Source organism: Escherichia sp. MAL-1 (assembly GCF_052948035.1).
Genome location: NZ_CM129609.1, coordinates 2,079,478 through 2,105,294, shown reverse-complemented (window position 1 = coordinate 2,105,294; position 25,817 = coordinate 2,079,478). Strand labels below are relative to the sequence as shown.

Annotated in this window: 29 protein-coding genes; 14 read left to right on the top strand and 15 right to left on the bottom strand. The window is 49.5% G+C overall.

Annotation, left to right across the window (positions count from 1 at the left end):
• Positions 1-10: 10 nt before the first annotated feature.
• The 4 genes from manY to mntP all read left to right on the top strand — a co-directional run bounded on the left by manY (position 11) and on the right by mntP (position 3,183).
• Complete coding sequence (manY, locus tag ACU8XX_RS10235; protein ID WP_000406926.1) at positions 11-811, top strand: PTS mannose transporter subunit IIC; 801 nt, start codon at positions 11-13, stop codon at positions 809-811.
• 12 nt (positions 812-823) lie between these two features.
• Positions 824-1,675: a PTS mannose transporter subunit IID gene (gene manZ, locus ACU8XX_RS10230; protein ID WP_000228655.1), complete on the top strand. Its 852-nt coding sequence runs from the start codon at positions 824-826 to the stop codon at positions 1,673-1,675.
• Positions 1,676-1,729: 54 nt separating this feature from the next.
• Complete coding sequence (locus ACU8XX_RS10225) at positions 1,730-2,188, top strand: DUF986 family protein (protein WP_000156255.1); 459 nt, start codon at positions 1,730-1,732, stop codon at positions 2,186-2,188.
• Positions 2,189-2,616: 428 nt separating this feature from the next.
• On the top strand, positions 2,617-3,183 hold the full coding sequence (mntP, locus tag ACU8XX_RS10220; protein ID WP_001296134.1) for a manganese efflux pump MntP: 567 nt from the start codon (positions 2,617-2,619) through the stop codon (positions 3,181-3,183).
• Here mntP and rlmA read toward each other — a convergent pair.
• From rlmA to mgrB, 5 genes are all read right to left on the bottom strand, one after another.
• Positions 3,180-3,989 (bottom strand): 23S rRNA (guanine(745)-N(1))-methyltransferase, encoded by an 810-nt coding sequence (gene rlmA / locus ACU8XX_RS10215; protein WP_016242188.1) that lies wholly within the window; start codon positions 3,987-3,989, stop codon positions 3,180-3,182. The genes mntP and rlmA overlap by 4 nt on opposite strands.
• Positions 3,990-4,154: 165 nt before the next feature.
• Positions 4,155-4,364, bottom strand: coding sequence for a transcription antiterminator/RNA stability regulator CspE (gene cspE / locus ACU8XX_RS10210; RefSeq protein ID WP_001062678.1), 210 nt, complete (start codon positions 4,362-4,364; stop codon positions 4,155-4,157).
• Positions 4,365-4,376: 12 nt separating this feature from the next.
• The gene (locus tag ACU8XX_RS10205) at positions 4,377-4,520 is read right to left on the bottom strand and encodes a DUF2627 domain-containing protein (protein ID WP_001295496.1); all 144 of its coding nucleotides are present in this window, start codon (positions 4,518-4,520) and stop codon (positions 4,377-4,379) included.
• Positions 4,521-5,188: 668 nt separating this feature from the next.
• Positions 5,189-5,476, bottom strand: coding sequence for a YebO family protein (locus ACU8XX_RS10200; protein ID WP_001006866.1), 288 nt, complete (start codon positions 5,474-5,476; stop codon positions 5,189-5,191).
• Positions 5,477-5,550: 74 nt separating this feature from the next.
• Positions 5,551-5,694: a PhoP/PhoQ regulator MgrB gene (gene mgrB, locus ACU8XX_RS10195; RefSeq protein WP_000714550.1), complete on the bottom strand. Its 144-nt coding sequence runs from the start codon at positions 5,692-5,694 to the stop codon at positions 5,551-5,553.
• A gap of 158 nt (positions 5,695-5,852) precedes the next feature.
• On the opposite strand from mgrB, the gene ACU8XX_RS10190 reads away from it, so the two are divergent.
• Entirely contained in the window at positions 5,853-6,092 is a 240-nt protein-coding gene (locus tag ACU8XX_RS10190) for a YobH family protein (RefSeq protein ID WP_001211011.1), read from the top strand.
• A gap of 142 nt (positions 6,093-6,234) precedes the next feature.
• Here the strand turns inward: ACU8XX_RS10190 and kdgR are convergent, their stop codons facing one another.
• Complete coding sequence (gene kdgR / locus ACU8XX_RS10185) at positions 6,235-7,026, bottom strand: DNA-binding transcriptional regulator KdgR (protein WP_001262182.1); 792 nt, start codon at positions 7,024-7,026, stop codon at positions 6,235-6,237.
• Between the two features lie 176 nt (positions 7,027-7,202).
• Between kdgR and ACU8XX_RS10180 the strand changes: the two genes are divergently transcribed.
• Positions 7,203-8,576: an MFS transporter gene (locus tag ACU8XX_RS10180; protein WP_001127216.1), complete on the top strand. Its 1,374-nt coding sequence runs from the start codon at positions 7,203-7,205 to the stop codon at positions 8,574-8,576.
• A 45-nt stretch (positions 8,577-8,621) separates the two neighbouring features.
• Here the strand turns inward: ACU8XX_RS10180 and htpX are convergent, their stop codons facing one another.
• The 4 genes from htpX to msrC form a co-directional block, all read right to left on the bottom strand.
• Positions 8,622-9,503 (bottom strand): protease HtpX, encoded by an 882-nt coding sequence (gene htpX / locus ACU8XX_RS10175; protein ID WP_000984517.1) that lies wholly within the window; start codon positions 9,501-9,503, stop codon positions 8,622-8,624.
• A gap of 191 nt (positions 9,504-9,694) precedes the next feature.
• Positions 9,695-11,743, bottom strand: a complete 2,049-nt coding sequence (gene prc, locus ACU8XX_RS10170; RefSeq protein WP_097466566.1) for a carboxy terminal-processing peptidase — start codon at positions 11,741-11,743, stop codon at positions 9,695-9,697.
• A gap of 19 nt (positions 11,744-11,762) precedes the next feature.
• The gene (gene proQ / locus ACU8XX_RS10165; RefSeq protein ID WP_000431370.1) at positions 11,763-12,461 is read right to left on the bottom strand and encodes an RNA chaperone ProQ; all 699 of its coding nucleotides are present in this window, start codon (positions 12,459-12,461) and stop codon (positions 11,763-11,765) included.
• Between the two features lie 96 nt (positions 12,462-12,557).
• A complete protein-coding gene (gene msrC, locus ACU8XX_RS10160; RefSeq protein WP_001043882.1) occupies positions 12,558-13,055 on the bottom strand; it encodes an L-methionine (R)-S-oxide reductase in 498 nt (165 codons plus the stop codon).
• Between the two features lie 129 nt (positions 13,056-13,184).
• Between msrC and yebS the strand changes: the two genes are divergently transcribed.
• From yebS to ACU8XX_RS10135, 5 genes are all read left to right on the top strand, one after another.
• The gene (gene yebS, locus ACU8XX_RS10155; RefSeq protein ID WP_001741872.1) at positions 13,185-14,468 is read left to right on the top strand and encodes a membrane integrity lipid transport subunit YebS; all 1,284 of its coding nucleotides are present in this window, start codon (positions 13,185-13,187) and stop codon (positions 14,466-14,468) included.
• A complete protein-coding gene (gene yebT / locus ACU8XX_RS10150; protein ID WP_089640258.1) occupies positions 14,437-17,070 on the top strand; it encodes a lipid-binding membrane homeostasis protein YebT in 2,634 nt (877 codons plus the stop codon). Before yebS ends, yebT begins: the two co-directional genes overlap by 32 nt.
• Positions 17,071-17,149: 79 nt before the next feature.
• On the top strand, positions 17,150-18,589 hold the full coding sequence (gene rsmF / locus ACU8XX_RS10145) for a 16S rRNA (cytosine(1407)-C(5))-methyltransferase RsmF (protein WP_024176540.1): 1,440 nt from the start codon (positions 17,150-17,152) through the stop codon (positions 18,587-18,589).
• A 117-nt stretch (positions 18,590-18,706) separates the two neighbouring features.
• Positions 18,707-18,943, top strand: a complete 237-nt coding sequence (locus ACU8XX_RS10140; protein WP_001295499.1) for a YebV family protein — start codon at positions 18,707-18,709, stop codon at positions 18,941-18,943.
• 104 nt (positions 18,944-19,047) lie between these two features.
• Positions 19,048-19,239, top strand: coding sequence for a YdfD/YebW family protein (locus ACU8XX_RS10135; RefSeq protein WP_001313035.1), 192 nt, complete (start codon positions 19,048-19,050; stop codon positions 19,237-19,239).
• Here the strand turns inward: ACU8XX_RS10135 and pphA are convergent, their stop codons facing one another.
• The 4 genes from pphA to yobA form a co-directional block, all read right to left on the bottom strand.
• Positions 19,240-19,896 carry a protein-serine/threonine phosphatase gene (gene pphA, locus ACU8XX_RS10130; protein WP_000812739.1) on the bottom strand — a complete coding sequence of 219 codons (657 nt, stop codon included), beginning with the start codon at positions 19,894-19,896 and terminating at the stop codon, positions 19,240-19,242.
• 395 nt (positions 19,897-20,291) lie between these two features.
• The gene (locus ACU8XX_RS10125) at positions 20,292-20,633 is read right to left on the bottom strand and encodes a YebY family protein (protein WP_000976472.1); all 342 of its coding nucleotides are present in this window, start codon (positions 20,631-20,633) and stop codon (positions 20,292-20,294) included.
• 12 nt (positions 20,634-20,645) lie between these two features.
• Positions 20,646-21,518 carry a copper homeostasis membrane protein CopD gene (gene copD, locus ACU8XX_RS10120; protein WP_000879286.1) on the bottom strand — a complete coding sequence of 291 codons (873 nt, stop codon included), beginning with the start codon at positions 21,516-21,518 and terminating at the stop codon, positions 20,646-20,648.
• A 3-nt stretch (positions 21,519-21,521) separates the two neighbouring features.
• On the bottom strand, positions 21,522-21,896 hold the full coding sequence (yobA, locus tag ACU8XX_RS10115) for a CopC domain-containing protein YobA (RefSeq protein ID WP_000168738.1): 375 nt from the start codon (positions 21,894-21,896) through the stop codon (positions 21,522-21,524).
• 138 nt (positions 21,897-22,034) lie between these two features.
• Here yobA and holE point away from each other — a divergent pair, with 138 nt between their 5' ends.
• The 3 genes from holE (at position 22,035) to exoX (ending at position 23,709) form a co-directional block, all read left to right on the top strand.
• Positions 22,035-22,265 carry a DNA polymerase III subunit theta gene (gene holE / locus ACU8XX_RS10110; RefSeq protein WP_000916763.1) on the top strand — a complete coding sequence of 77 codons (231 nt, stop codon included), beginning with the start codon at positions 22,035-22,037 and terminating at the stop codon, positions 22,263-22,265.
• Positions 22,266-22,366: 101 nt separating this feature from the next.
• Positions 22,367-23,023, top strand: coding sequence for a carbon-nitrogen hydrolase family protein YobB (gene yobB, locus ACU8XX_RS10105; protein WP_000011657.1), 657 nt, complete (start codon positions 22,367-22,369; stop codon positions 23,021-23,023).
• Positions 23,024-23,046: 23 nt separating this feature from the next.
• Positions 23,047-23,709 carry an exodeoxyribonuclease X gene (gene exoX, locus ACU8XX_RS10100; RefSeq protein ID WP_000944256.1) on the top strand — a complete coding sequence of 221 codons (663 nt, stop codon included), beginning with the start codon at positions 23,047-23,049 and terminating at the stop codon, positions 23,707-23,709.
• Here the strand turns inward: exoX and ptrB are convergent.
• Complete coding sequence (gene ptrB / locus ACU8XX_RS10095) at positions 23,706-25,766, bottom strand: oligopeptidase B (protein WP_000936951.1); 2,061 nt, start codon at positions 25,764-25,766, stop codon at positions 23,706-23,708. The two genes, exoX and ptrB, sit on opposite strands and share 4 nt — an antisense overlap.
• Between the last annotated feature and the right edge of the window lie 51 nt (positions 25,767-25,817).

Sequence of the window (25,817 nt, the reverse complement as noted above, 5' to 3'; positions counted from 1 at the left end):
GAGAAGTACAATGGAGATTACCACTCTTCAAATTGTGCTGGTATTTATCGTAGCCTGTATCGCAGGTATGGGATCAATCCTCGATGAATTTCAGTTTCACCGTCCGCTAATCGCGTGTACCCTGGTGGGTATCGTTCTTGGGGATATGAAAACCGGTATTATTATCGGTGGTACGCTGGAAATGATCGCGCTGGGCTGGATGAACATCGGTGCTGCAGTTGCGCCTGACGCCGCTCTGGCTTCTATCATTTCTACCATTCTGGTTATCGCAGGTCATCAGAGCATTGGTGCAGGTATCGCACTGGCAATCCCTCTGGCCGCTGCGGGCCAGGTACTGACCATCATCGTTCGTACTATTACCGTTGCTTTCCAGCACGCTGCGGATAAGGCTGCTGATAACGGCAACCTGACAGCGATTTCCTGGATCCACGTTTCTTCTCTGTTCCTGCAAGCAATGCGTGTGGCTATTCCGGCCGTCATCGTTGCGCTGTCTGTTGGTACCAGCGAAGTACAGAACATGCTGAATGCGATTCCGGAAGTGGTGACCAATGGTCTGAATATCGCCGGTGGCATGATCGTGGTGGTTGGTTATGCGATGGTTATCAACATGATGCGTGCTGGCTACCTGATGCCGTTCTTCTACCTCGGCTTCGTAACCGCAGCATTCACCAACTTTAACCTGGTTGCTCTGGGTGTGATTGGTACTGTTATGGCAGTGCTCTACATCCAACTTAGCCCGAAATACAACCGCGTAGCCGGTGCGCCTGCTCAGGCAGCTGGTAACAACGATCTCGATAACGAACTGGACTAACAGGTGAGCGAAATGGTTGATACAACTCAAACTACCACCGAGAAAAAACTCACTCAAAGTGATATTCGTGGCGTCTTCCTGCGTTCTAACCTCTTCCAGGGTTCATGGAACTTCGAACGTATGCAGGCACTGGGTTTCTGCTTCTCTATGGTACCGGCAATTCGTCGCCTCTACCCTGAGAACAACGAAGCTCGTAAACAAGCTATTCGCCGTCACCTGGAGTTCTTTAACACCCAGCCGTTCGTGGCTGCGCCGATTCTCGGCGTAACCCTGGCGCTGGAAGAACAGCGTGCTAATGGCGCAGAGATCGACGACGGTGCTATCAACGGTATCAAAGTCGGTTTGATGGGGCCACTGGCTGGTGTAGGCGACCCGATCTTCTGGGGAACCGTACGTCCGGTATTTGCAGCACTGGGTGCCGGTATCGCGATGAGCGGCAGCCTGTTAGGTCCGCTGCTGTTCTTCATCCTGTTTAACCTGGTGCGTCTGGCAACCCGTTACTACGGCGTAGCGTATGGTTACTCCAAAGGTATCGATATCGTTAAAGATATGGGTGGTGGCTTCCTGCAAAAACTGACGGAAGGGGCGTCTATCCTCGGCCTGTTTGTCATGGGGGCATTGGTTAACAAGTGGACACATGTCAACATCCCGCTGGTTGTCTCTCGCATTACTGACCAGACGGGCAAAGAACACGTTACTACTGTCCAGACTATTCTGGACCAGTTAATGCCAGGCCTGGTACCACTGCTGCTGACCTTTGCTTGTATGTGGCTACTGCGCAAAAAAGTTAACCCGCTGTGGATCATCGTTGGCTTCTTCGTCATCGGTATCGCTGGTTACGCTTGCGGCCTGCTGGGACTGTAAGACTGTTGTACACTACCGGGGCCTTTTGGCCCCGTTTTTTTATCTGGAGGATTAATGACAATCACGGACCTGGTACTGATTCTTTTCATCGCCGCACTCCTGGCCTTCGCGATCTACGATCAGTTCATCATGCCCCGCCGTAATGGCCCCACCCTGCTGGCAATTCCTTTGCTCCGGCGTGGTCGCATCGATAGCGTTATCTTCGTCGGATTGATTGTCATTCTTATCTATAACAACGTCACGAATCATGGTGCGTTAATAACGACATGGTTATTAAGCGCACTGGCTCTGATGGGTTTTTATATATTCTGGATCCGCGTTCCGAAGATCATCTTTAAACAAAAAGGTTTTTTCTTCGCCAATGTCTGGATTGAATATAGCCGAATCAAAGCGATGAACTTGTCGGAAGATGGCGTGTTGGTGATGCAATTAGAACAGCGTCGGCTGTTAATCCGCGTTCGAAATATCGACGATCTGGAAAAAATTTATAAGCTTCTCGTTTCAACTCAATAAGTTATGAATTTAGCCAAAGCTATGTTTAGTGTATTTTTAATAATCAGACATAGCTTAGGCTATATTACCTCTTCCCTTATTTGTTATTTATTTTAACGTTTCATTGATATATAAATCTAAATGTAAATCGTTATCAATAAAGCAATGAAATAATATATTCCAACAGTTGTTTTATATTCTCAAAATATGTTAAGGTTGCGCCCTCATTTGGGGAGTAGCCGATTTCCAGATTCCGGAAATGTACGTGTCAACATACTCGTTGCAAAACGTGGCACGTACGGACTGAATACTTTCAGTCAGGCGAGACCATATGCACATCAATCGCTATGCCTGCATGAACGCGAAAACCATCGCGGCTTGTTGTTCATGTATGCATGTTTGCTGGGGGCGATGATGTGTTTTATGGATACCCCGGTCAGGACATTGTCATGAATATCACTGCTACTGTTCTTCTTGCGTTTGGTATGTCGATGGATGCATTTGCTGCATCAATCGGTAAAGGTGCCACCCTCCATAAACCGAAATTTTCTGAAGCATTGCGAACCGGCCTTATTTTTGGTGCCGTCGAAACCCTGACGCCGCTGATCGGCTGGGGAATGGGCATGTTAGCCAGCCGGTTTGTCCTTGAATGGAACCACTGGATTGCGTTTGTGCTGCTGATATTCCTCGGCGGGCGAATGATTATTGAGGGTTTTCGTGGCGCAGATGATGAAGATGAAGAGCCGCGCCGTCGACACGGTTTCTGGCTACTGGTAACCACCGCGATTGCCACCAGCCTGGATGCCATGGCTGTGGGTGTTGGTCTTGCTTTCCTGCAGGTCAACATTATCGCGACCGCATTGGCCATTGGTTGTGCAACCTTGATTATGTCAACATTAGGGATGATGGTTGGTCGCTTTATCGGCTCAATTATTGGGAAAAAAGCGGAAATTCTCGGCGGGCTGGTACTGATCGGCATCGGCGTCCAGATCCTCTGGACGCACTTCCACGGTTAATAAGAACGCTGCCAGAGGTGAATATTAAAGTCCGTCTGGCAGTCGAACACTTCTTTTGCTGCCAGTGTTTGCCAGACTTCTGGCTTCGCACGCCAGGCAAACGGCGTCATCTGCAATAATGCGACGGCTTCATCACCGCGAAGACGCATCGGATAACACAACTCCGCACTCTGCTGTAATGTAAAACCTTCCAGTTGTTCTGCATGAGGTGCATGAAGATGTACTTCATTGTAAATCAGCCCCTTCAGCTCCATCAAATGTCGCGGTCCCGGCGTGGCAGTAATGACCCAGCCGCCGGGCTTCACTACTCGTGCTAATTCTTCTGCTTTACACGGCGCGTAAATACGTATTATGGCGTCCATACTGGTATCGGAAAACGGCAAACGGTGGCTGGAAGCGACACAAAAAGTGACCTGCGGATAGCGTTTCGCCGCCGCTTTTATCGCTACCTTCGAAACATCCAGACCAAACGTGATGATTTCGGGCAACGCATCGGCAAATGCGTGTGTGTAATACCCTTCACCACAGCCAATATCCAGCACCGCCGTGGCCTTATCATCAAGCCGTTCCCTCAGTTGGGCGACAATTGCATCACGCAGCGGCTGATAATGTCCGGCATCTAAGAATGCGCGGCGTGCTTGCATCATTTCCGCGCTGTCGCCCGGATCACGAGACCGTTTATGCTGAACGGGCAGCAGATTGACATACCCTTCTTTCGCCATATCAAACTGATGTCGCTGGGGACAGATATAGCTGTTTTTTTCACGCGAAAGAGGCTGATGGCAAAGTGGACAGGAAAAAGACATGACAACTCCGGCAGGATACTAAAGGCCGCAAGTGTAACGCGAATCACGCGGCGGGCAAATATCCGAACGCCAGGAGCGAAGATAAAGCATAGTAAAAAGCCTCGCATTCGACGAGGCTTTATAGCGAGATTGAAGCGTATTCACACTTCAGATCAGTGGATTCGATCAGATAGCTGTTACGTTAACAGCTGCCGGACCTTTCTGGCCGTCCTGAATTTCGAACTCAACGTTCTGACCTTCAGCCAGAGTTTTGAAGCCATTACCCTGGATAGCGGAGAAGTGTACGAACACGTCTTTGCTGCCATCAGCCGGAGTAATGAAGCCAAAACCTTTAGACTCGTTGAACCACTTAACCTGACCTTTAATCTTTGCCATTTGAAAAATTCCTTAGATTGTTTTCTTCGCCCGCAGGCATAACATAGATAAAACTGACACATTACTGCATGAGGCACCAATATAAGGCTCGGCAGAGAAGCGGTATTCAACGTCAACGTGTTTACTCAGGACTTCTTTACTGAAAATGCCACACATAAACAGAACTGTACCTCGTTTAACCCGAAATCTGTTATCACATACAACGTTAATTATGGCAAGCCATTTTTAAACATGTCTCGATCAGACGCACAAATCTCGATACGTCTTCCACTTTTTTTGCACACTTATGCAACGGAATACGCGCCGATATATCATTGTGCTTAACCTTGCCAGTTCAGGCAGATACTTAAACTGGCGTAGTTTCTAACATAGTTCAATAAGTTCAGTTGTTCCAGGCCAGTGGGAGAAGTTATTACATAGTGCGTGCAATATCACATTTTTTGCTATGCAATGAATAAAAAGTTATATCACTTTTTCTCATAAAACAGTCAGTTAACGGCTATCAATTACCCTAAAGAGAAGTCAATCCCCAAAGGGATTGAAAATTTAAAATAAGAAAAATTGATGAATGAGCAAAAAATCAAGAGAGAAACGTTTCGCTAATAAATAATACCACGCTTAATCACAAATCCGATGTAAACATCCTAATAAATTAATGAGGAAAATATCTTTTTCTGATATCCCGTTACGCAAATAAATAATATGATAATTATTTGAAGTCAGACCAGAGTTTTAATTTGAAGCAGTTGCACCATGGCAGTGCGTATAATCAGGATGAATTGAGTAACCCTTCAACGACGGGGTTACTCAAGATTGAGGAAGGATTATCGTTCGGCGACCAGACGAATAATATCTTCGTCTTCAACCGATTTTTGACTCTCAACGGTCTTTTTATCTGCTTTCTCAGGTTCGTTTGCTTCGCACAAACGACGTAACAGTGCATTTTGACGTTTTTGCTGATCCAGCAACGCCTCAAGCAGTTCAATCTGTTCGTTAGTCCGAGAACTGGCACGATTGATAAAAAACCACAAGATGAGCCCGATAAGAAGAACCACCACCGATACAACCAAAGACGCAATGTTCATCACGCCTGAATTTACAACTTCGTTCATTTCACCACCTCTGAGTAGAGGCGCTATTCTACCACTGCTGGAGAGGAAGAAAATCTAGTGCTGAAAAAATGATATCACCACGGGATAAACTGGTTAATGGCACAAATTCCGCTGAAAAATTGTACATCCTGATCGCACATCATGTTGAATACCTGCGCCCAAAGCAGCAAGCAAGCCAACACCACGACAACCAGAACGACCCATCGAAACTTTTTCACTCCAATCTCCGCTTCACCTACCTTATGTCATTAAACTAGCATGCGTTAGTTAAACAGCGCCTAACTATGTCGATATTCGTGCTTTTTCGGAATGAGTAGCTTGCTTCAGCGCATATTGCCGCTACGATTAAGCGAACATAAAAAGAGAAGAGGTTGTAATGCGATTCATCATTCGCACAGTTATGCTGATAGCACTGGTATGGATAGGATTATTACTCAGCGGATATGGCGTTTTGATTGGAAGCAAAGAGAATGCCGCAGGATTAGGTTTGCAATGTACCTATCTGACTGCCAGAGGCACCAGCACGGTACAATACTTGCACACTAAAAGTGGTTTCTTGGGGATAACAGATTGCCCACTGTTACGTAAAAGCAATATCGTGGTCGATAATGGTTAAGGGTAATAAATAACCAGATTCTCACTCATGAGTAAAATATTCTTATAGCAAGCGCGTTTAATATAACGCACCTTCAACTTTATTTTTCTCATGCTAAATAAAGAACCTGTCTGTTTGATATTCCGACAGGTTCTTACTCTCATCAGAACGGATAGTCGTGATAACCCATTTGGGCAGAAATTTTGCGCGCTGCGGTATGCAACATTGCGACATATTCCTGTAAACGCTCTTCAGAGAAACGCAACGTCGGGAAGGAGATGCTCAAACCGGCAATGACCACGCCAAAGCGATCAAATACCGGTACCGCAATGCATCGCAGCCCTTCTTCCTGCTCTTCGTTATCTTCGCCATACCCCTGCTCGCGCACCTGGTCCAGAACGGGTAATAACGCTTCTGTACTGGTGATGGTCCGCTCGGTACTGCGTTTATACTCCACGCCCTCAAGAATTTGCTTCACTTCATCGCGATCGCGCCATGCCAGCAGTACCTTACCAATCGCGGTGCTGTACAGCGGATTACGACGCCCAATCCGTGAATACATGCGCAAATTGTACATAGAGTCAATTTTGTGAATGTAAACAATACTGTCTTCGTCCAGTGCGCCGAGGTGGATAGTTTCTTTGGTCAGGCGGGAGATCTCACGCATCTGGATATCTGCGCTACGAATTAAATCGACGTTTTGTAACGCGCGAGCGCCCAGTTCAAACAATTTCAGGGTCAGGGAATATTTCTCCGACTCCCCTTCCTGCGCCACATAACCTAAGGTTTTCATGGTCTGTAAAAAGCGATAAACGGTGCTTTTTGACATCATGACGCGCTGCGACAGCTCGGTTATCCCTATTTCGCGCTCTTCACCCAGCGCCTGCAAAATGCCAAAAACTTTTAGCACGGAAGATACAGAATCAGGCTGTTTATCCAGATCTGCGTTAGCCATTTATCACCTCATTGCGAGTGTTTTATAAAAATCAGAACTGTTTTTTATTATAATTTCGCACCAGGGTGGTCGCAATCCATCTTTTGCCGGTTAGTTACAATTCTGCGACATCCACCGTGAATATCAGTGCTAGAATCATACCCCTGTTGATTATTCACCAAAGATATAAAATTCCTATGCCAAAAGTTCAGGCCGACGGCCTGCCATTGCCCCAGCGATACGGTGCGATATTAACCATTGTGATTGGTATTTCGATGGCTGTCCTTGACGGCGCAATCGCCAACGTCGCCCTGCCAACAATCGCCACGGACCTTCATGCCACGCCAGCCAGTTCCATCTGGGTAGTGAACGCCTATCAAATCGCCATTGTCATCTCCCTGCTCTCGTTTTCGTTTCTGGGCGATATGTTTGGCTATCGACGTATTTATAAATGCGGTCTGGTCGTTTTTCTGTTGTCTTCACTGTTCTGCGCCCTTTCTGATTCGCTGCAAATGCTCACCCTTGCGCGTGTCATACAAGGTTTCGGCGGTGCAGCGTTGATGAGCGTTAATACCGCACTTATCCGCCTGATCTATCCACAACGTTTTCTGGGGAGAGGGATGGGCATAAACTCGTTTATTGTTGCCGTCTCTTCTGCTGCCGGGCCGACAATTGCTGCAGCAATCCTCTCCATCGCATCCTGGAAATGGTTATTTTTAATCAACGTACCGTTAGGTATTATCGCCCTGCTTCTGGCGATGCGTTTTCTGCCACCCAATGGTTCTCGCGCCAGTAAACCCCGTTTCGACCTGCCCAGCGCCGTGATGAACGCGTTAACCTTCGGCCTGCTTATCACTGCGTTGAGTGGTTTCGCTCAGGGGCAATCGCTGACGTTAATTGCTGCGGAACTGGTGGTAATGGTTGTTGTTGGTATTTTCTTTATTCGCCGCCAGCTTTCTCTTCCCGTACCGCTGCTACCGGTGGATTTACTGCGTATCCCGCTGTTTTCACTTTCTATTTGCACATCTGTTTGCTCTTTCTGCGCACAAATGCTGGCAATGGTTTCCCTGCCCTTTTACCTGCAAACCGTGCTCGGGCGTAGTGAAGTCGAAACAGGTTTACTTCTGACACCGTGGCCGTTAGCAACGATGGTGATGGCTCCGTTGGCAGGCTATTTGATTGAACGCGTACATGCAGGATTGCTGGGTGCTCTAGGGTTGTTCATCATGGCTGCGGGGCTTTTTTCCCTGGTTCTGCTGCCCGCGTCACCTGCGGATATCAATATTATCTGGCCGATGATCTTATGTGGCGCTGGATTTGGCTTGTTCCAGTCACCCAATAACCACACCATTATTACCTCCGCTCCTCGCGAACGTAGCGGTGGAGCCAGTGGCATGTTAGGAACGGCTCGTCTACTGGGTCAGAGTAGCGGCGCGGCACTGGTGGCGCTGATGCTAAATCAGTTCGGTGATAATGGTACGCACGTTTCGCTGATGGCTGCGGCTATTCTGGCAGTGATTGCTGCCTGTGTCAGTGGTTTACGTATCACTCAGCCACGATCCAGGGCATAAAAAAAGCGCGTCGATCAGGACGCGCTTTTTAGTATTTACTTCATATTACTTCAGGTATTCACCCGTACGCAGAGCTTCAATTCGTTTATCCAGCGGCGGGTGAGTCATGAACAACTCACTGAGCGATTTCGACTTACCGTTAATGCAGAAAGCCATCATGCTGGTTGCTTCTTGCGGTTCATAGCTGGTTTTCAGGCGCTGCAGCGCGGCAATCATTTTCTCGCGACCAACCAATTTTGCCGAACCGGCATCAGCATGGAATTCACGATGACGCGAGAACCACATGGTGATAATGCTCGCCAGAATACCAAACACCAGTTCCAGAACCGTTGCAACCGCAAAGTAGATCAGCGGGTTGCCGTTGCTCTCTTCACCTTCATCACGATTTCCGCCCATAAAACCCGCGGCAAGCTGCGCCAGAATACGGGAAATAAAGATAACGAAGGTGTTCACCACGCCCTGAATCAGCGTCATGGTAACCATATCACCATTGGCGATGTGGCTGATTTCGTGAGCAATTACCGCCTCGGCTTCATCCGGGCTCATGTTCTGCAGCAAACCGGTGCTGACAGCAACCAGAGAGGCATCACGGCGCGCACCGGTTGCAAAAGCGTTGATGTCCGGCGCATGGTAGATAGCCACTTGCGGCATAGCGATCCCCGCCTGACGAGCCTGGGTTGCTACAGTATTGACCAGCCAACGTTCCCTTTCGTTACGCGGTTGCTCGATCACTTCCCCGCCAACAGATCGTAATGCCATCCATTTGGACATCAGAAGCGAAACGAAGGAACCACCAAAACCGAACAGCAAGGCCATGATCATCAGCCCCTGAACGCTGCTCGACTGTATCCCTGTCAGGCTCAGTACCAGCCCGAAAACGACCATTACGGCCAGGTTCGTTAGCAGGAAGAGCGCGATTCGCATCATAATTTTCTTTTTACCTCAGTTTAACAAAACGCAATATGCGATACCCACATCGTATGGGTTACGCGACTATTTTCAAGTCTGGATAGTGCGTAAGTCACCAGAAAGACACAACTTTACATTTTGTAGCATCTGATTTACGGCATCTTGCCGCTGTTAAAAAATCAGGCACAATTTCTTGTGCCTGATTGATATTACTTGACGGGAGCGGGTTGTTCCGCGGGTCTGGCTTTTTCAAGCTTCGCCAGATCGAGTGCGATATTCACCGTCTCATCCAGATAAGGATCCGGCTCCTGGTAATCTTTCGGTAGATCATCCAGCTTCTTCAACTCCGGTTTACCTTCGCGTTTAAAGCGTTCGTTCAAACGCGCCAGACGCGTCGCATCATCTTCATTATTCTCTTTCTCACGCACAGCGTAGTTCAGAGAAACGATATTGCGCTTGTCCTTCATAGCGTTGAAGCGCGCGATATCCTTCATGATGTTCTGGAACTCAGGATCTTTCGCGATACGCGCATTATGTTCCTTCAGCAGCTCCGGTTCAAAGGCAGTTAAATCTCCTGATTTCACATAAGTCGCGGCATCGATGCTATCCCACGGCAGCGCGTTATCTTCGAATTTCTCACCCGTTTCCGTTTCTTCATTACCCGTCGGCATGATGATGTCTGGCGTTACGCCTTTACGTTGCGTACTGCCGCCGTTAACGCGATAGAATTTCTGGATCGTGTACTGCACAGAACCCAGCGCTGGCCATTCAGGACGTAACATCTGATCGTAAATACGGTTCAATGAACGGTATTGCTGAACGGTGCCTTTACCAAACGTCGGTTCACCCACAACCAGCGCACGACCGTAATCCTGCATTGCCGCGGCAAAGATTTCTGAAGCCGAAGCACTGAAACGGTCAACCAGTACCACCAGCGGGCCTTTATAGAACACCTGCCCGTCGGTATCGCTGTCTTCACGAACCTTGCCGTTGTTATCGCGGACCTGAACAATGGGACCCGCAGGAATAAACAGACCTGAGAGCGATACCGCTTCGGTCAACGCCCCACCGCCATTGCTACGCAGGTCGATGATCACACTGCTGACATTCTGTTTTTCCAGTTTCTGCAGTTGAACTTTGACATCGTCTGTCAAACCCACATAGAAGCCCGGAATATCCAGCACGCCGACTTTCTCTTTACCGACGGTCTTCACCGACATTTTAACCGCGCGGTCTTCGAGACGAATACGTTCACGGGTCAATGTTACAGTGCGGGTCTTGGTCCCTTTACCAGCAGGTAAAATTTCCAGACGAACTTTACTGCCCTTCGGCCCTTTAATTAAGGCAACCACATCATCAAGACGCCAGCCAATCACGTCAACCATCGGCTTGCCTGTTTGACCAACACCGACAATTTTGTCACCAACGCTGATAGCTTTACTCTTCGCTGCCGGACCACCTGCCACCATCGAATTGATAACGGTGTAGTCATCATCCATTTGCAGCACTGCGCCAATACCTTCCAGCGACAAACTCATTTCAGTGTTGAACTGTTCGGTATTACGCGGGGAAAGATAGTTGGTATGCGGGTCGATTTCACGCGCAAACGCCGTCATTGCCAGCGAGAAAACATCTTCGCTGTTGGTTTGCGCCAGACGACGAATGGTAAATTTGTAGCGGCGTGTCAGGGTTTCACGAATTTCTTTATCCGTTTTTCCTGCCAGCTTCAGGCTTAACTCGTCGAATTTGACTTTACTGTCCCACAGCGCGTTCAACTCAGCCTCGTTTTTCGGCCAGGGCGCTTTGCTGCGGTCAAGGTTATAAGTGTCGTTGCCGGTGAAATCCATCGGCTTTTCCAGTACCGACAAAGCGTACTGGTAACGCTCAAAACGGCGCTTTTGCGCCAGATTGTAGAGATCGTAGAAAACGTCGAGTTTGCCTGAACGCAGTTCATCGCCTAACTCGGTTTTCTTTTTCGCGAACTGTTCAACATCGCTTGCCAGCAGCACGTTGTGGCTGTAATCGAGCAGATTCAGGTAGCGGTCAAAGATTTTGGCCGAAAATGCCTGATCGAGGTCGAACTGGCGATAATGAGAACGGGTGAAGCGCGACGTTACGCGCTCACTTACCGTCGCATGCTGCGTCTCTTCCTTTAATACCGGAATTTGATCAGCACGCGTGATATCTTCTACAGCGAAGGTCTGGCCTGCTATTGCAAGCAGGCCAGCTAACGCGGTAAGCCTAAAAAACATGTTCATGCCTGGCCCGGCCTCCGTTTCAGAACACTAGGTGTTCTGCGCGCACAATCAAAGACATACCCGAATTCAGCTGGACGCGGACGCCGTCTTTGGTGATTTCTAATACGGTGGCATCCATCGCGTTTTGACCCGCTTTCACCTTCAGGGCTTGTCCGACAGTCAGAGCTGAAATGTCAGAAACCGGGGTGTGCTGTTCTTCGCGAGGTGCTTTTACTGTTTTTGGCGCTTTCTCTACCGGCTTTTGCGCACGAGGTTTACGTTCAGCGCCTTCTTTGCGGCGTGGCGTGGTCGGACGTGGCTTGCGTTCGCGGCGCGGTGCGTCTTCTTTCTCACCAGCAGCTGCGGCAGCTTCGCGTTTTTTCGCTTGCTGTTCAGCACGCTGTGCCTGAACACGCGCTTTCGCTTCTTCAAGCTGCTTGCGAGCATGCTCTACATGTTGCTCGTCCAGCTCACCGCATGGGTTGCCGTCAAGATCGACACGCGTTGCGCCGGGTTTAACACCGTAAAGATAACGCCAGCTCGAAGTGTAGAGACGTAAAGCGGATCGTAATTGCGTTTTGCTCAGGTTCATTTCCCCGGCAACACGATCGACCAAATCCTGAAAAATACCGATTTTCAGCGGACGCGCTTCACCTTCCGCACTGAAACAGTGGGGAAAACGTTCGGCCAGAAACGCGATTACTTCTTTACTGCTATTCAACTTAGGTTGATTTTCCATGAAATTTCCTGATTACAACGGACGTAGCCAACAAGCGCAGGCATGAACAGGCGTCATTATAATGACGCTACCAGTAAATGCTACGTTATCCGTTGATTATCCTGCGACGCTCGCAAAGAATTTTTTGTAATCCGTCGTTGCAAGCACTTTTTCAAGCTGTGCCACAAGCTGACGTAAGCCTTGCTCGTCCTCGTCTGTAAAGCGACCGAAGACGGTACTATCGATGTCAAGAACACCAATAATCTGATTTTTCACCACCAGCGGCAGAACAATTTCAGAATTACTCGCCGCATCACAGGCAATATGCCCGTCAAACGCGTGAACATCCTCGATACGCTGCACTTGATTGCGGGCAACCGCAGTGCCGCACACCCCGCGCCCGACGGGTATCCGGACACAGGCAATTTTGCCCTGAAATGGTCCGAGTACCAGTGTATCGTCCTCAAGCAAATAAAAACCTGCCCAGTTTACGTCAGTGAGACGCTCGTATAACAACGCACTGGTGTTCGCAAGCGTTGCCAGAAAACTGGTTTCTCCCGCCATCAGCGCGTTAAAGTCGCGATTTAAATCCGCGTAAAATTCTGTTTTGTTCATTATATAATCACTTGGTTGTCTTACCTGGAACTGCCAGCCTATTAAAATAAGCATTAAATGCGTTAATGCTCAAGATCATTCCAATCATGGGTTAATATTAATGTTAATTCTTATTACATTTGGCACGTCATGGCTCTTAACACACCACAAATTACGCCGACAAAAAAGATAACAGTGAGGTCAATCGGCGAGGAACTGCCGCGTGGTGATTACCAACGTTGCCCGCAATGTGACATGCTGTTTAGCCTGCCCGAGATAAATTCTCATCAGAGTGCCTATTGTCCGCGCTGTCAGGCAAAAATTCGCGACGGGCGCGACTGGTCGCTAACGCGCCTGGCGGCAATGGCTTTCACCATGCTGTTGCTGATGCCGTTTGCCTGGGGCGAACCGCTGTTGCATATCTGGCTGTTAGGCATTCGTATTGACGCCAACGTTATGCAAGGCATCTGGCAAATGACCAAACAGGGCGATGCGATAACGGGGTCGATGGTCTTTTTCTGCGTTATCGGTGCCCCCCTCATTCTGGTGACCTCCATAGCTTATTTATGGTTTGGTAACCGACTGGGAATGAATCTACGCCCGGTACTGCTGATGCTTGAGCGACTTAAAGAGTGGGTAATGCTGGATATCTACCTGGTCGGCATTGGCGTTGCTTCTATAAAGGTACAGGATTATGCCCATATCCAGGCGGGTGTGGGCTTGTTCTCTTTTGTGGCGTTGGTGATTTTAACGACGGTGACGTTGTCACATCTTAATGTCGAGGAGCTGTGGGAGCGATTTTATCCGCAGCGCCCCGCTACGCGTAGGGACGAGAAACTCCGTGTCTGTCTTGGGTGCCATTTTACCGGCTATCCTGATCAGCGTGGTCGCTGCCCGCGTTGCCATATCCCGCTACGCGTGCGTCGCCGTCATAGTTTGCAAAAATGCTGGGCGGCGCTGTTAGCGTCAATCGTTTTGTTGTTACCTGCCAACCTGTTGCCTATTTCTATCATTTATCTGAACGGAGGACGGCAGGAAGATACAATTCTTTCCGGAATTATGTCGCTGGCAAGTAGCAACATTGCGGTTGCGGGAATCGTGTTTATCGCCAGTATTCTGGTACCGTTTACTAAAGTGATCGTCATGTTCACTTTACTGTTGAGCATTCATTTTAAATGCCAGCAAGGTTTACGCACACGCATTCTGTTACTGCGGATGGTGACCTGGATTGGTCGCTGGTCGATGCTCGACCTGTTTGTCATATCTTTAACCATGTCGCTGATTAATCGCGATCAGATCCTCGCTTTTACTATGGGACCGGCTGCGTTTTATTTCGGCGCAGCGGTAATTTTGACTATTCTTGCTGTGGAATGGCTGGACAGCCGCTTACTTTGGGATGCACATGAGTCAGGAAACGCCCGCTTCGACGACTGAAGCGCAGATTAAAAATAAACGCCGTATCTCACCTTTCTGGCTGCTGCCTTTCATCGCGCTAATGATTGCCGGTTGGCTGATTTGGGACAGTTATCAGGACCGGGGTAATACCGTCACCATCGACTTTATGTCGGCGGATGGTATTGTTCCGGGCCGTACGCCTGTTCGTTATCAGGGCGTTGAAGTCGGAACAGTGCAGGATATCAGCCTCAGCGACGATCTTCGTAAGATTGAAGTCAAGGTCAGCATCAAGTCCGATATGAAAGATGCGCTGCGCGAAGAGACTCAGTTCTGGCTGGTGACGCCAAAAGCATCGTTGGCAGGTGTCTCCGGGCTGGACGCCCTCGTCGGTGGTAACTATATCGGCATGATGCCGGGTAAAGGTAAAGAGCAGGATCACTTTGTCGCACTCGATACCCAACCGAAATATCGGCTGGACAATGGCGATCTGATGATCCACCTGCAAGCCCCCGATCTCGGTTCGCTGAACAGCGGTTCATTGGTCTATTTCCGCAAGATCCCGGTGGGAAAAGTCTACGACTATGCCATCAATCCCAACAAGCAAGGCGTGGTGATTGATGTCCTGATCGAGCGGCGTTTTACCGACCTGGTGAAAAAAGGTAGCCGTTTCTGGAACGTTTCCGGCGTTGATGCCAACGTCAGTATCAGTGGCGCGAAGGTGAAACTGGAAAGTCTGGCGGCACTGGTTAACGGTGCGATTGCCTTCGATTCACCAGAAGAGTCGAAACCTGCCGAGGCGGAAGATACCTTTGGTCTGTATGAAGATCTGGCCCACAGCCAGCGTGGCGTAATAATAAAACTGGAACTGCCGAGTGGGGCAGGATTAACCGCCGACTCGACGCCGTTAATGTATCAGGGGCTGGAAGTCGGACAGCTGACTAAACTGGATTTAAATCCTGGTGGTAAAGTCACCGGAGAAATGACCGTTGACCCCAGCGTCGTTACGCTGTTACGGGAAAATACCCGCATCGAATTACGCAACCCGAAATTATCCCTTAGCGATGCCAATCTCAGCGCCCTGCTGACTGGCAAAACCTTCGAGTTGGTACCCGGCGATGGCGAGCCACGCAAAGAGTTCGTTGTTGTGCCAGGCGAAAAAGCACTGCTGCATGAACCTGATGTTCTGACGCTGACCCTGACCGCACCGGAAAGTTACGGTATTGATGCGGGTCAGCCGCTCATTCTTCACGGCGTGCAGGTAGGCCAGGTTATCGATCGTAAACTCACCAGCAAAGGCGTCACCTTTACCGTCGCCATCGAGCCTCAGCATCGAGAACTGGTAAAAGGCGATAGCAAATTTGTCGTCAACAGCCGTGTCGACGTGAAGGTGGGGCTGGATGGCGTTGAGTTTCTCGGTGCCAGCGCCTCAGAATGGATTAACGGCGGGATACGTATTCTGCCGGGCGATAAAGGCGAGATGAAAGCCAGCTATCCACTGTATGCCAATCTGGAAAAAGCGCTGGAGAACAGCCTTAGCGATTTACCCACCACAACCGTGAGTTTGAGTGCAGAGACGCTGCCGGATGTGCAGGCAGGATCGGTAGTGCTCTACCGTAAATTTGAAGTTGGTGAAGTTATTACCGTCCGTCCGCGAGCTAACGCGTTTGATATCGATCTGCATATTAAGCCGGAGTATCGCAACCTTCTGACCAGCAATAGCGTGTTCTGGGCAGAAGGCGGGGCGAAAGTTCAGCTGAATGGTAGTGGCCTGACCGTACAGGCATCCCCGCTCTCCAGAGCATTAAAGGGAGCCATTAGCTTCGATAACCTCAGCGGTGCCAGCGCCAGTCAGCGTAAAGGCGACAAACGAATTCTGTATGCTTCCGAAACAGCGGCCCGTGCGGTTGGTAGGCAGATTACGCTTCACGCTTTCGATGCCGGAAAACTGGCGGTCGGGATGCCAATTCGCTATCTCGGTATTGATATCGGGCAAATCCAGACGCTGGATCTGATTACCGCGCGCAATGAAGTACAGGCAAAGGCGGTGCTCTATCCGGAATATGTCCAGACCTTTGCTCGCGGTGGTACGCGCTTCTCAGTGGTCACACCGCAAATTTCGGCAGCTGGCGTTGAGCATCTTGATACTATCCTCCAGCCGTATATCAACGTCGAACCAGGCCGGGGCAATCCTCGCCGCGACTTTGAATTACAAGAGGCCACCATTACTGATTCGCGTTACCTGGATGGCTTAAGCATTATTGTTGAAGCGCCGGAAGCCGGTTCGTTAGGCATCGGTACGCCTGTGCTGTTCCGTGGTCTGGAAGTCGGTACGGTTACAGGAATGACGCTGGGGACATTGTCAGATCGCGTGATGATTGCGATGCGCATCAGTAAACGCTATCAACACCTGGTGCGTAACAATTCCGTCTTCTGGTTGGCATCGGGTTACAGTCTGGACTTTGGTCTGACGGGCGGCGTAGTGAAAACCGGCACCTTTAACCAGTTTATCCGTGGCGGCATCGCCTTCGCCACGCCTCCGGGGACGCCACTGGCACCGAAAGCCCAGGAAGGCAAGCACTTCCTGTTGCAGGAAAGTGAACCGAAAGAGTGGCGTGAATGGGGTACTGCGCTTCCCAAATAATGCCCACTGCTCCGGCGTGCCTGCGCCGGAGCGTTTATGCTAAACTGCGCGCCTGTTTTTTTGCCAGTGGTATATGCTCGTGGCCCAACACACCGTTTATTTCCCGGACGCCTTTCTGACGCAAATGCGCGAAGCGATGCCTTCGACGCTCTCTTTTGATGATTTTCTTGCCGCCTGTCAGCGCCCGTTGCGCCGCAGCATTCGCGTTAATACGCTGAAAATCTCCGTTGCTGATTTCCTGCAATTAACCGCTCCTTATGGCTGGACGCTTACGCCAATTCCGTGGTGTGAAGAAGGTTTCTGGATTGAACGCGACAATGAAGATGCATTGCCATTGGGTAGTACCGCCGAGCATTTAAGCGGCCTGTTTTATATTCAGGAAGCCAGTTCAATGTTGCCCGTCGCCGCCTTGTTTGCTGACGGTAATGCACCACAGCGGGTGATGGATGTCGCTGCTGCGCCAGGCTCCAAAACGACGCAAATTGCCGCACGGATGAATAACGAAGGGGCAATCCTTGCCAATGAGTTTTCCGCCAGTCGGGTAAAAGTGTTACATGCCAATATCAGCCGCTGTGGCATCAGTAATGTTGCGCTCACACATTTTGATGGCCGCGTGTTTGGTGTGGCAGTGCCAGAAATGTTCGATGCCATTTTGCTGGACGCTCCCTGCTCTGGCGAAGGCGTGGTGCGTAAAGATCCCGATGCGCTAAAAAACTGGTCACCAGAAAGCAATCAGGAAATCGCAGCTACACAACGGGAGCTTATCGACAGCGCCTTTCATGCATTACGTCCTGGTGGTACGCTGGTTTACTCGACCTGTACCTTAAACAGGGAAGAAAACGAAGCCGTTTGCATGTGGCTGAAAGAGACTTACCCTGACGCAGTAGAGTTTTTACCACTTGGCGAGCTCTTCCCTGCTGCAAACAAAGCGCTGACCGAAGAAGGCTTTTTGCATGTTTTCCCACAAATTTACGACTGCGAAGGCTTCTTCGTTGCTCGTCTGCGTAAAACTCAGGCCATTCCCGCCTTACCCACCCCAACATACAAAGTGGGCAATTTTCCGTTCAGCCCGGTGAAAGATCGCGAAGCTGGACAAATTCGGCAGGCGGCTGCAGGTGTTGGCTTAAACTGGGATGAAAACCTGCGCCTCTGGCAGCGTGACAAAGAACTGTGGTTGTTCCCGGTGGGCATTGAAGCCCTGATCGGTAAAGTCCGATTTTCTCGGTTGGGGATTAAACTTGCCGAGACGCACAACAAAGGTTATCGCTGGCAGCATGAAGCGGTTATTGCTCTTGCCTCACCCGATAATATGAATGCATTCGAGCTGACACCGCAGGAAGCGGAGGAGTGGTATCGCGGGCGCGATGTTTACCCGCAAGCCGCGCCAGTGGCGGATGATGTATTGGTTACTTTCCAGCATCAACCGATTGGTTTAGCCAAACGGATTGGTTCGCGATTGAAAAACAGCTATCCGCGTGAACTGGTGCGCGATGGGAAACTTTTTACCGGTAACGCCTGACAGCGCACAAAAAAAGCGCACTTTTTGACTGGCACATTCGGCGGCCTCAACTAGGCTGAAAAATGGTGCGATCGGACTGGTCGTACCACAATCGGCAGCTAAATGGAGAGCACGAAGATGAAAACCAGTGTGCGCATAGGCGCTTTTGAAATCGACGACGGCGAATTACACGGTGAATCGCCGGGTGATCGAACGTTAACCATTCCTTGTAAATCTGACCCCGATTTATGTATGCAACTGGATGCCTGGGATGCTGAAACCAGTATCCCTGCCCTGCTAAATGGCGAACACTCTGTCCTTTACCGTACCCGTTACGATCAACAATCTGATGCCTGGATTATGCGTCTTGCCTGATCCAAAAAGAACCCGTCGGCATGGCGGGTTATTTGTCCTGGTTATTCCCCCGTTGTAAAATCTCTCCTAAACTTAACGGTACGGCACCACACTTCGGGGATGAAATGTTCGCGCTGGTACTTTTTGTTTGCTACCTGGATGGCGGTTGTGAAGATATTGTTGTGGATGTCTACAACACGGAACAGCAGTGTCTTCATTCTATGAGCGATCAACGGATCCGCCATGGCGGTTGTTTTCCGATTGAGGATTTTATAGATGGTTTCTGGCGACCTGCACAGGAGTACGGTGATTTTTAATTATTGCAATTGCACAAGAGTCAGTTCGCCCCCAAAGACAGCACCGGTATCAATATAATGCAGGTTGCCAATATCCACGCGATGTCGCAACGGTGTATGACCAAACCAGAAATGATCAGCACCTGTAATTCCCTGCACTTTTTGGCGTTCACTTAATCGCGAGCGGCTCCACAAGACCTGATGCAAATCGACGTCCTTTTGCCATTCATAAACATCATCTGGATAATCGGCATGAGCAATAACATGCTTGCCGGTGCGACTGTGTACTTCAAGAATAAAGGGCAAATGCTGACATTTCCCCAGCGCCGTTTTCGCTTGTTTCTGTTGATTATCTGCCAGCGCAATAAACCAGTCGCCGCCATTCATCAACCATAAAGACATCTGCTGGGATGCCAGCGCATCCATCGCCATCTGTTCATGATTGCCTCTTACCGCACGAACCCAATGTTGTTCCAGTAACTGCAGACAACGTAAACTTTGCGGCCCACGATCGATAACGTCTCCCACTGAGATAAGTAAATCTCGCCACGGATCAAAACGACAATGCCATAATTTGCGGCGCAACTGCTCAAGACAACCGTGTATATCGCCAGAAAGCCAGATATGTCGCCATTGATGACCCGCAATTCTCTGATAAACGGGCGCAGGCTGTTTCATCAATATTTTCCTCCCGCGCTAAAGATCACATAATCTTAACAAGAATGTTAAAAAATGCTGGACTCAGACAGTAGAGTGTGTGTTATGGTTGACTATAAAGTCAGCGAAGGAAATGCTTCTGGCTTTTAACAGATAAAAAGAGACCGAACACGATTCCTGTATTCGGTCCAGGGAAATGGCTCTTGGGAGAGAGCCGTGCGCTAAAAGTTGGCATTAATGCAGGCTTAGTTGCCTTGCCCTTTAAGAATAGATGACGACGCCAGGTTTTCCAGTTTGCGTGCAAAATGGTCAATAAAAAGCGCGGTGGTCATCAGCTTAAATGTTAAAAACCGCCCGTTCTGGTGAAAGAACTGAGGCGGTTTTTTTATTGGAAATCAAAAGGCTATTTTAGGTAATTAACAGAGTTTTTCAGCTCGTTCTATAAACGGTGCCAGACTCATTTTTTCGCCGGGATTGTTGGGATCATCAATCTGAATCACCGAAATGGGTTGGGCTTTAGTCTTCCCACTGGCAACTTCCTTCTGTGCGATATCGTTTAAAGGATACTGCACGAGGGTACTTGGGTTAATGACATACAAAGCATTACCCGGTCTGCAAGTCAGCATCACCTCTTCGCGATTAAACGCCCATTTGTCTTTACCCACTTCAAAACGGCTGACGGTAATCACCTGCGGTGCAGCCAGCGCCGCTGCAGAACTGGTGAGTAACAGAAACGCCAGAATACTTTTTTTCATCATTTTCGTAATCCATCAAAAAGGTTCGAGAGTCGCAAGCAGGCTGATGATCACCAGCACTACCGCACCTATCGCCCATTCGAGTTTAGTCATCCACACAAACCAGGGAGCCGCACGATCTTCATCCTGCCTCATGCGCGGTACAAGAACATAACGATTAGCCAGCGCAATGACCACCATAATCATCACCAGGATGGCTTTGAGCAATAAGAGTTGGCCCCAGTAAGTCGTAATCGTGGGGGGAAATCCGGTAATCAACAATGCATTAAGCACGCCGCTTGCCAGTACGCCGATCACCGCAAAATGCCCGCACCAGGAAAAACGCATCAGCGCCTGAATAGCCTGGTGTCGCCAACGGCCTTTGATGAGTTGCATACACCAGAGCACCGGCAGTAATCCCCCAAACCACGCCGCCGCACAAATCAGGTGAATCGCGTGATTAGTCTGATGGATTTTCGCCGTTACCCCTTCATTCAGCGTCGCATGCCCCACTCCCGCCAGCAGAATAAATTGCGCGGTAGTGAGCATAAACAGCAAACGTGGCATATTCCGCGGTTGCATAAGGGCGACGATCAACGTTACGAGGGCGAGAACAATTTGCCATAACCAGACGCCACCAAACTGCGTTTGCAAAACAGCCTGCCAAATGTTTGGCGAAAATACATCTTTCCATCCCGTTCCCATCAACCCGCCCTGAACGGCGAGCATTGCAGTGGCACTGATCAAACTCCAGACGGCAGCGTGCTGTTGTAAACGCAGAAAACGCTTCGCCAGCAAACGACGAATCGTTAAGGGGGCCAGCCAGGCACCGTACATTGCGAAGCCAAAAACCAGCATCAGCGAGGTGAAATGGATAAATCGCAGCGCGATCCAGGTAAACGCCAGCATGGTTTATTTCACGCTAAAGGTGTAGTGTCCTTTCGTTTTATGCCCGTCCACCGAAACAACATGCCAGTCAACGGTGTAGGTTCCGGGTTTCAGCGAATCGGCCAGTGGAACAATCAGTTGCTTTTGGTCCTGCTCATTTCGCTTCGCCGGTAATGTTTTAATATTTTCGTTTTTTGGCCCCGTGATTTTTGCACCACTGAATCCTGTTTCAACGCCTTCCGAGAAGTTTAAAGTGATTGCCTGCGGAGATGCTGTCACTTGCGCGTTTGCCGCAGGATACTGATGCATTAAATGCGCATGTGCCCAGACGGAAGGTGTCACCAACGAAGTGGTCAGGATTGCCAGCGCGTAGCGAAGGGAGCGTGCAGTTGAAGCCATATTATCTATTCCTTTTTGTAATAACTTTTTTACAGAGCATAACTTTGTCTAATGTCTGAGTCGAGGATCATCAATTCCGGCTTGCCATCCAGGCTCACTCTTAGTAACTTTTGCCCGCGAATGATGAGGAGATTAAGAATGCTGAAGAATCTGGCTAAACTGGATCAAACAGAAATGGATAAAGTGAATGTCGATTTGGCGGCGGCCGGGGTGGCATTTAAAGAACGCTACAATATGCCGGTGATCGCTGAAGCGGTTGAACGTGAACAGCCTGAACATTTGCGCAGCTGGTTTCGCGAGCGGCTTATTGCCCACCGTTTGGCTTCGGTCAATCTGTCACGTTTACCTTACGAGCCCAAACTTAAATAAAACTTATACAGAGTTACACTTTCTTACATAACGCCTGCTAAATTATGAGTATTTTCTAAACCGCACCCATAATTTGCAGTCATTTTGAAAAGGAAGTCATTATGTCGTTCTGGAAAGTTGCAGCAGCGCAATATGAGCCTCGTAAAACCTCACTCACCGAACAGGTAGCTCATCATCTGGAGTTTGTGAGGGCCGCCGCCAGGCAACAATGTCAGCTGTTAGTTTTTCCATCGCTTTCTTTACTGGGGTGTGATTATTCGCGACGTGCCCTTCCTGCCCCACCCGATCTCTCACTGTTAGACCCGCTTTGTTATGCCGCAACGACCTGGCGAATGACCATCATTGCCGGCCTTCCCGTTGAATATAACGATCGCTTTATTCGTGGAATTGCGGTGTTCGCACCGTGGCGAAAAACGCCGGGGATCTACCATCAGAGTCATGGTGCATGTCTGGGCCGTCGTTCCAGAACCATCACGGTGGTAGATGAACAACCGCAAGGTATGGATATGGACCCGACCTGTTCACTGTTTACGACAGGGCAATGTCTGGGAGAACCCGACCTGCTGGCGTCGGCCCGTCGCTTACAATTTTTTTCACATCAGTACTCGATTGCTGTGCTGATGGCAAATGCCCGTGGTAACAGTGCACTATGGGATGAATATGGTCGTCTCATCGTTCGCGCCGATCATGGTTCATTATTGTTAGTCGGTCAGCGTTCATCACAGGGTTGGCAAGGCGATATCATTCCATTACGCTAGGCTTTTTCGGCCTGGAGCATGCCATGTTGCGCATTATCGATACAGAAACCTGCGGTTTGCAGGGAGGGATCGTTGAGATTGCCTCTGTTGATGTCATTGACGGAAAAATCGTCAACCCCATGAGCCACCTGGTGCGCCCCGATCGTCCTATTAGTCCACAAGCGATGGCGATTCATCGCATCACCGAAGCCATGGTCGCCGATAAACCGTGGATTGAAGATGTGATCCCACACTATTACGGCAGTGAATGGTATGTCGCGCACAACGCCAGCTTTGACCGCCGCGTACTGCCTGAGATGCCCGGTGAGTGGATTTGCACCATGAAACTGGCCCGTCGCTTGTGGCCAGGAATCAAGTACAGCAATATGGCGTTATATAAAACACGGAAGCTCAATGTACAGACGCCGCCGGGCCTGCATCATCACCGCGCGTTGTATGACTGTTATATCACCGCCGCGTTGCTTATCGATATTATGAACACCTCCGGCTGGACGGCAGAACAGATGGCCGATATCACCGGACGTCCGTCGTTGATGACGACCTTCACCTTTGGCAAATACCGTGGCAAAGCGGTTTCCGACGTTGCCGAACGCGATCCGGGCTATCTGCGCTGGTTATTTAATAACCTGGACAGTATGAGCCCGGAGCTGCGTTTAACACTGAAACATTATCTGGAAAATACTTAATCCGCAGGCGTAGCGGGTAATGTTCCCTGCGCCAGCGCGACCAGAAAAGCATATTCCATCGCTACGCCTTCGTACGATTTAAAGCGACCAGATTTACCGCCATGGCCTGAGTCCATGTCGGTACAGAGCAATAAAAGATGGTCATCGGTTTTCAGCTCGCGCAATTTAGCGACCCATTTTGCCGGTTCCCAATATTGCACCTGAGAATCGTGTAAACCGGTCGTTACCAGTAAATGCGGATAAGCCTGTGCGGTGACGTTGTCATACGGGCTGTAGCTTTTCATGTACTCGTAATATTGCGGATCCTGCGGGTTACCCCACTCTTCAAACTCACCAGTGGTAAGAGGAATTGATTCATCAAGCATCGTTGTTACAACATCAACAAACGGTACCTGGGCGATAACGCCGTGGAATAATTCCGGGCGTTGATTAATTGCAACGCCCATCAACATGCCCCCCGCACTCCCGCCCATCGCATAACAAAGCGAAGGAGAGCCATAGCCCAGTTTTAACAATGCATCGCAGGCATCAAGATAATCATTAAACGTATTTTTCTTCTTCAGAAATTTACCGTCTTCGTACCATTGTTGCCCCAGCTCACCGCCGCCGCGAACATGGACAATGGCGTAGACAAATCCACGATCTAATAAACTCAAGCGGCTAAAACTGAAATCGGCATCAATACTTGCGCCGTAAGAACCATAGCCATACACCAGCAACGGGTTGTGTCCTTTGCGAAAATGTTTGCGATGGTAGACCAACGAAACCGGAACTTCGACGCCATCACGGGCGACTATCCACAGGTGTTCACTGCGGTAATTCGCCGCATCAAAACCGGGCACTTCTGTTTGTTTTAATACACGACGCTCACCGGTATCCATATCCAGTTCAAACAAAGTGTCTGGTGTGGTCATGGAAGAATAACCATAACGCAATCGCGCGGTTTCAGGTTCTGGATTGTAGGCAATCCAGGTCACATAGGCTGGATCATCAAAGGCAATACCAATGACTTCCCGGGTCTTGCGGTTAATTTGGCGCAAACTGGTTAACCCGCGCTGACGCTCTTCAACCACCAGCCAGTCGGTAAACAGCGTGAACCCTTCCAGCATGATGTTTTCGCGTGGCGGAATTAACTCTTCCCACTGTTGCTCATCACGCATACGGGTACGGTATAAGCCAAAGTTTTTGCCGTGGCGGTTGGAACGCAGATAAAAACGATGCTGGTAGTGATCAAGGCTGTATTCGTGATCTTTGCGGCGCGGCAGAAAAACAAACGGCTCGGCATCGGCCATTTCCGCGTCCAGCAGGCGAACTTCACTGGTGGTGGCGCTGGCCAAATGAATGACTACATAGTGCTTCGAGGTCGTTTTATGCAGGCTGACGTAATAGGTATCGTCTTTTTCTTCGTAGATCAGTTTATCTTGCGATGCTGGAGTACCGATGGCGTGACGCCAGACCTGATAAGGCAGCAGCGTCACCGGATGCTTGCGAACATAGTAGAAAGTCCAGGAGTCATTTGCCCAGACAAAGCTGGGTTCAACGTTATCCAGCAGTTCCGGGTACCAGTTACCAGTTTCCAGATTACGAAAACGAATGCCGTACTGGCGTCGGGAAAGAAAATCTTCTGCCAGCGCCATAATGGTGTTATCGGGCGTAATCGCCATTCCGCCCATCGAATAAAACTCACTATGAGCTGCGCGCTTATTGGCATCGAGCAATGTTTCCCACTCATCCCACTCTTCACTGAATGCCGATTGACGCTGGTAGATAGCATATTCACAGCCTGGTTCATAAATATGCCGATAGCGGTAGCCATTTTTGATGTAGGGCGCAGAAACTTCTCGTTGCGGAATGCGGTCGATGATTTCCTTTAAGATGCGATCCTGCAAGGCTTGTTGTGAGGCCATCACCCGATGACCGTAACTATTTTCTTGTTGCAGGTAGTCCAGAACTTCCGGCTGAGAACGCGTATCGTCCCGCAGCCAGTAGTAATTATCGATTCGCGTATCGCCATGAAGCGTCATGGCGTGGGGAATGCGGGCGGCTTTTGGTAGCATGTTATTGTTCTTTCTGGTTGAAACATCTTATAAGGGTGGCAAAACTCACCG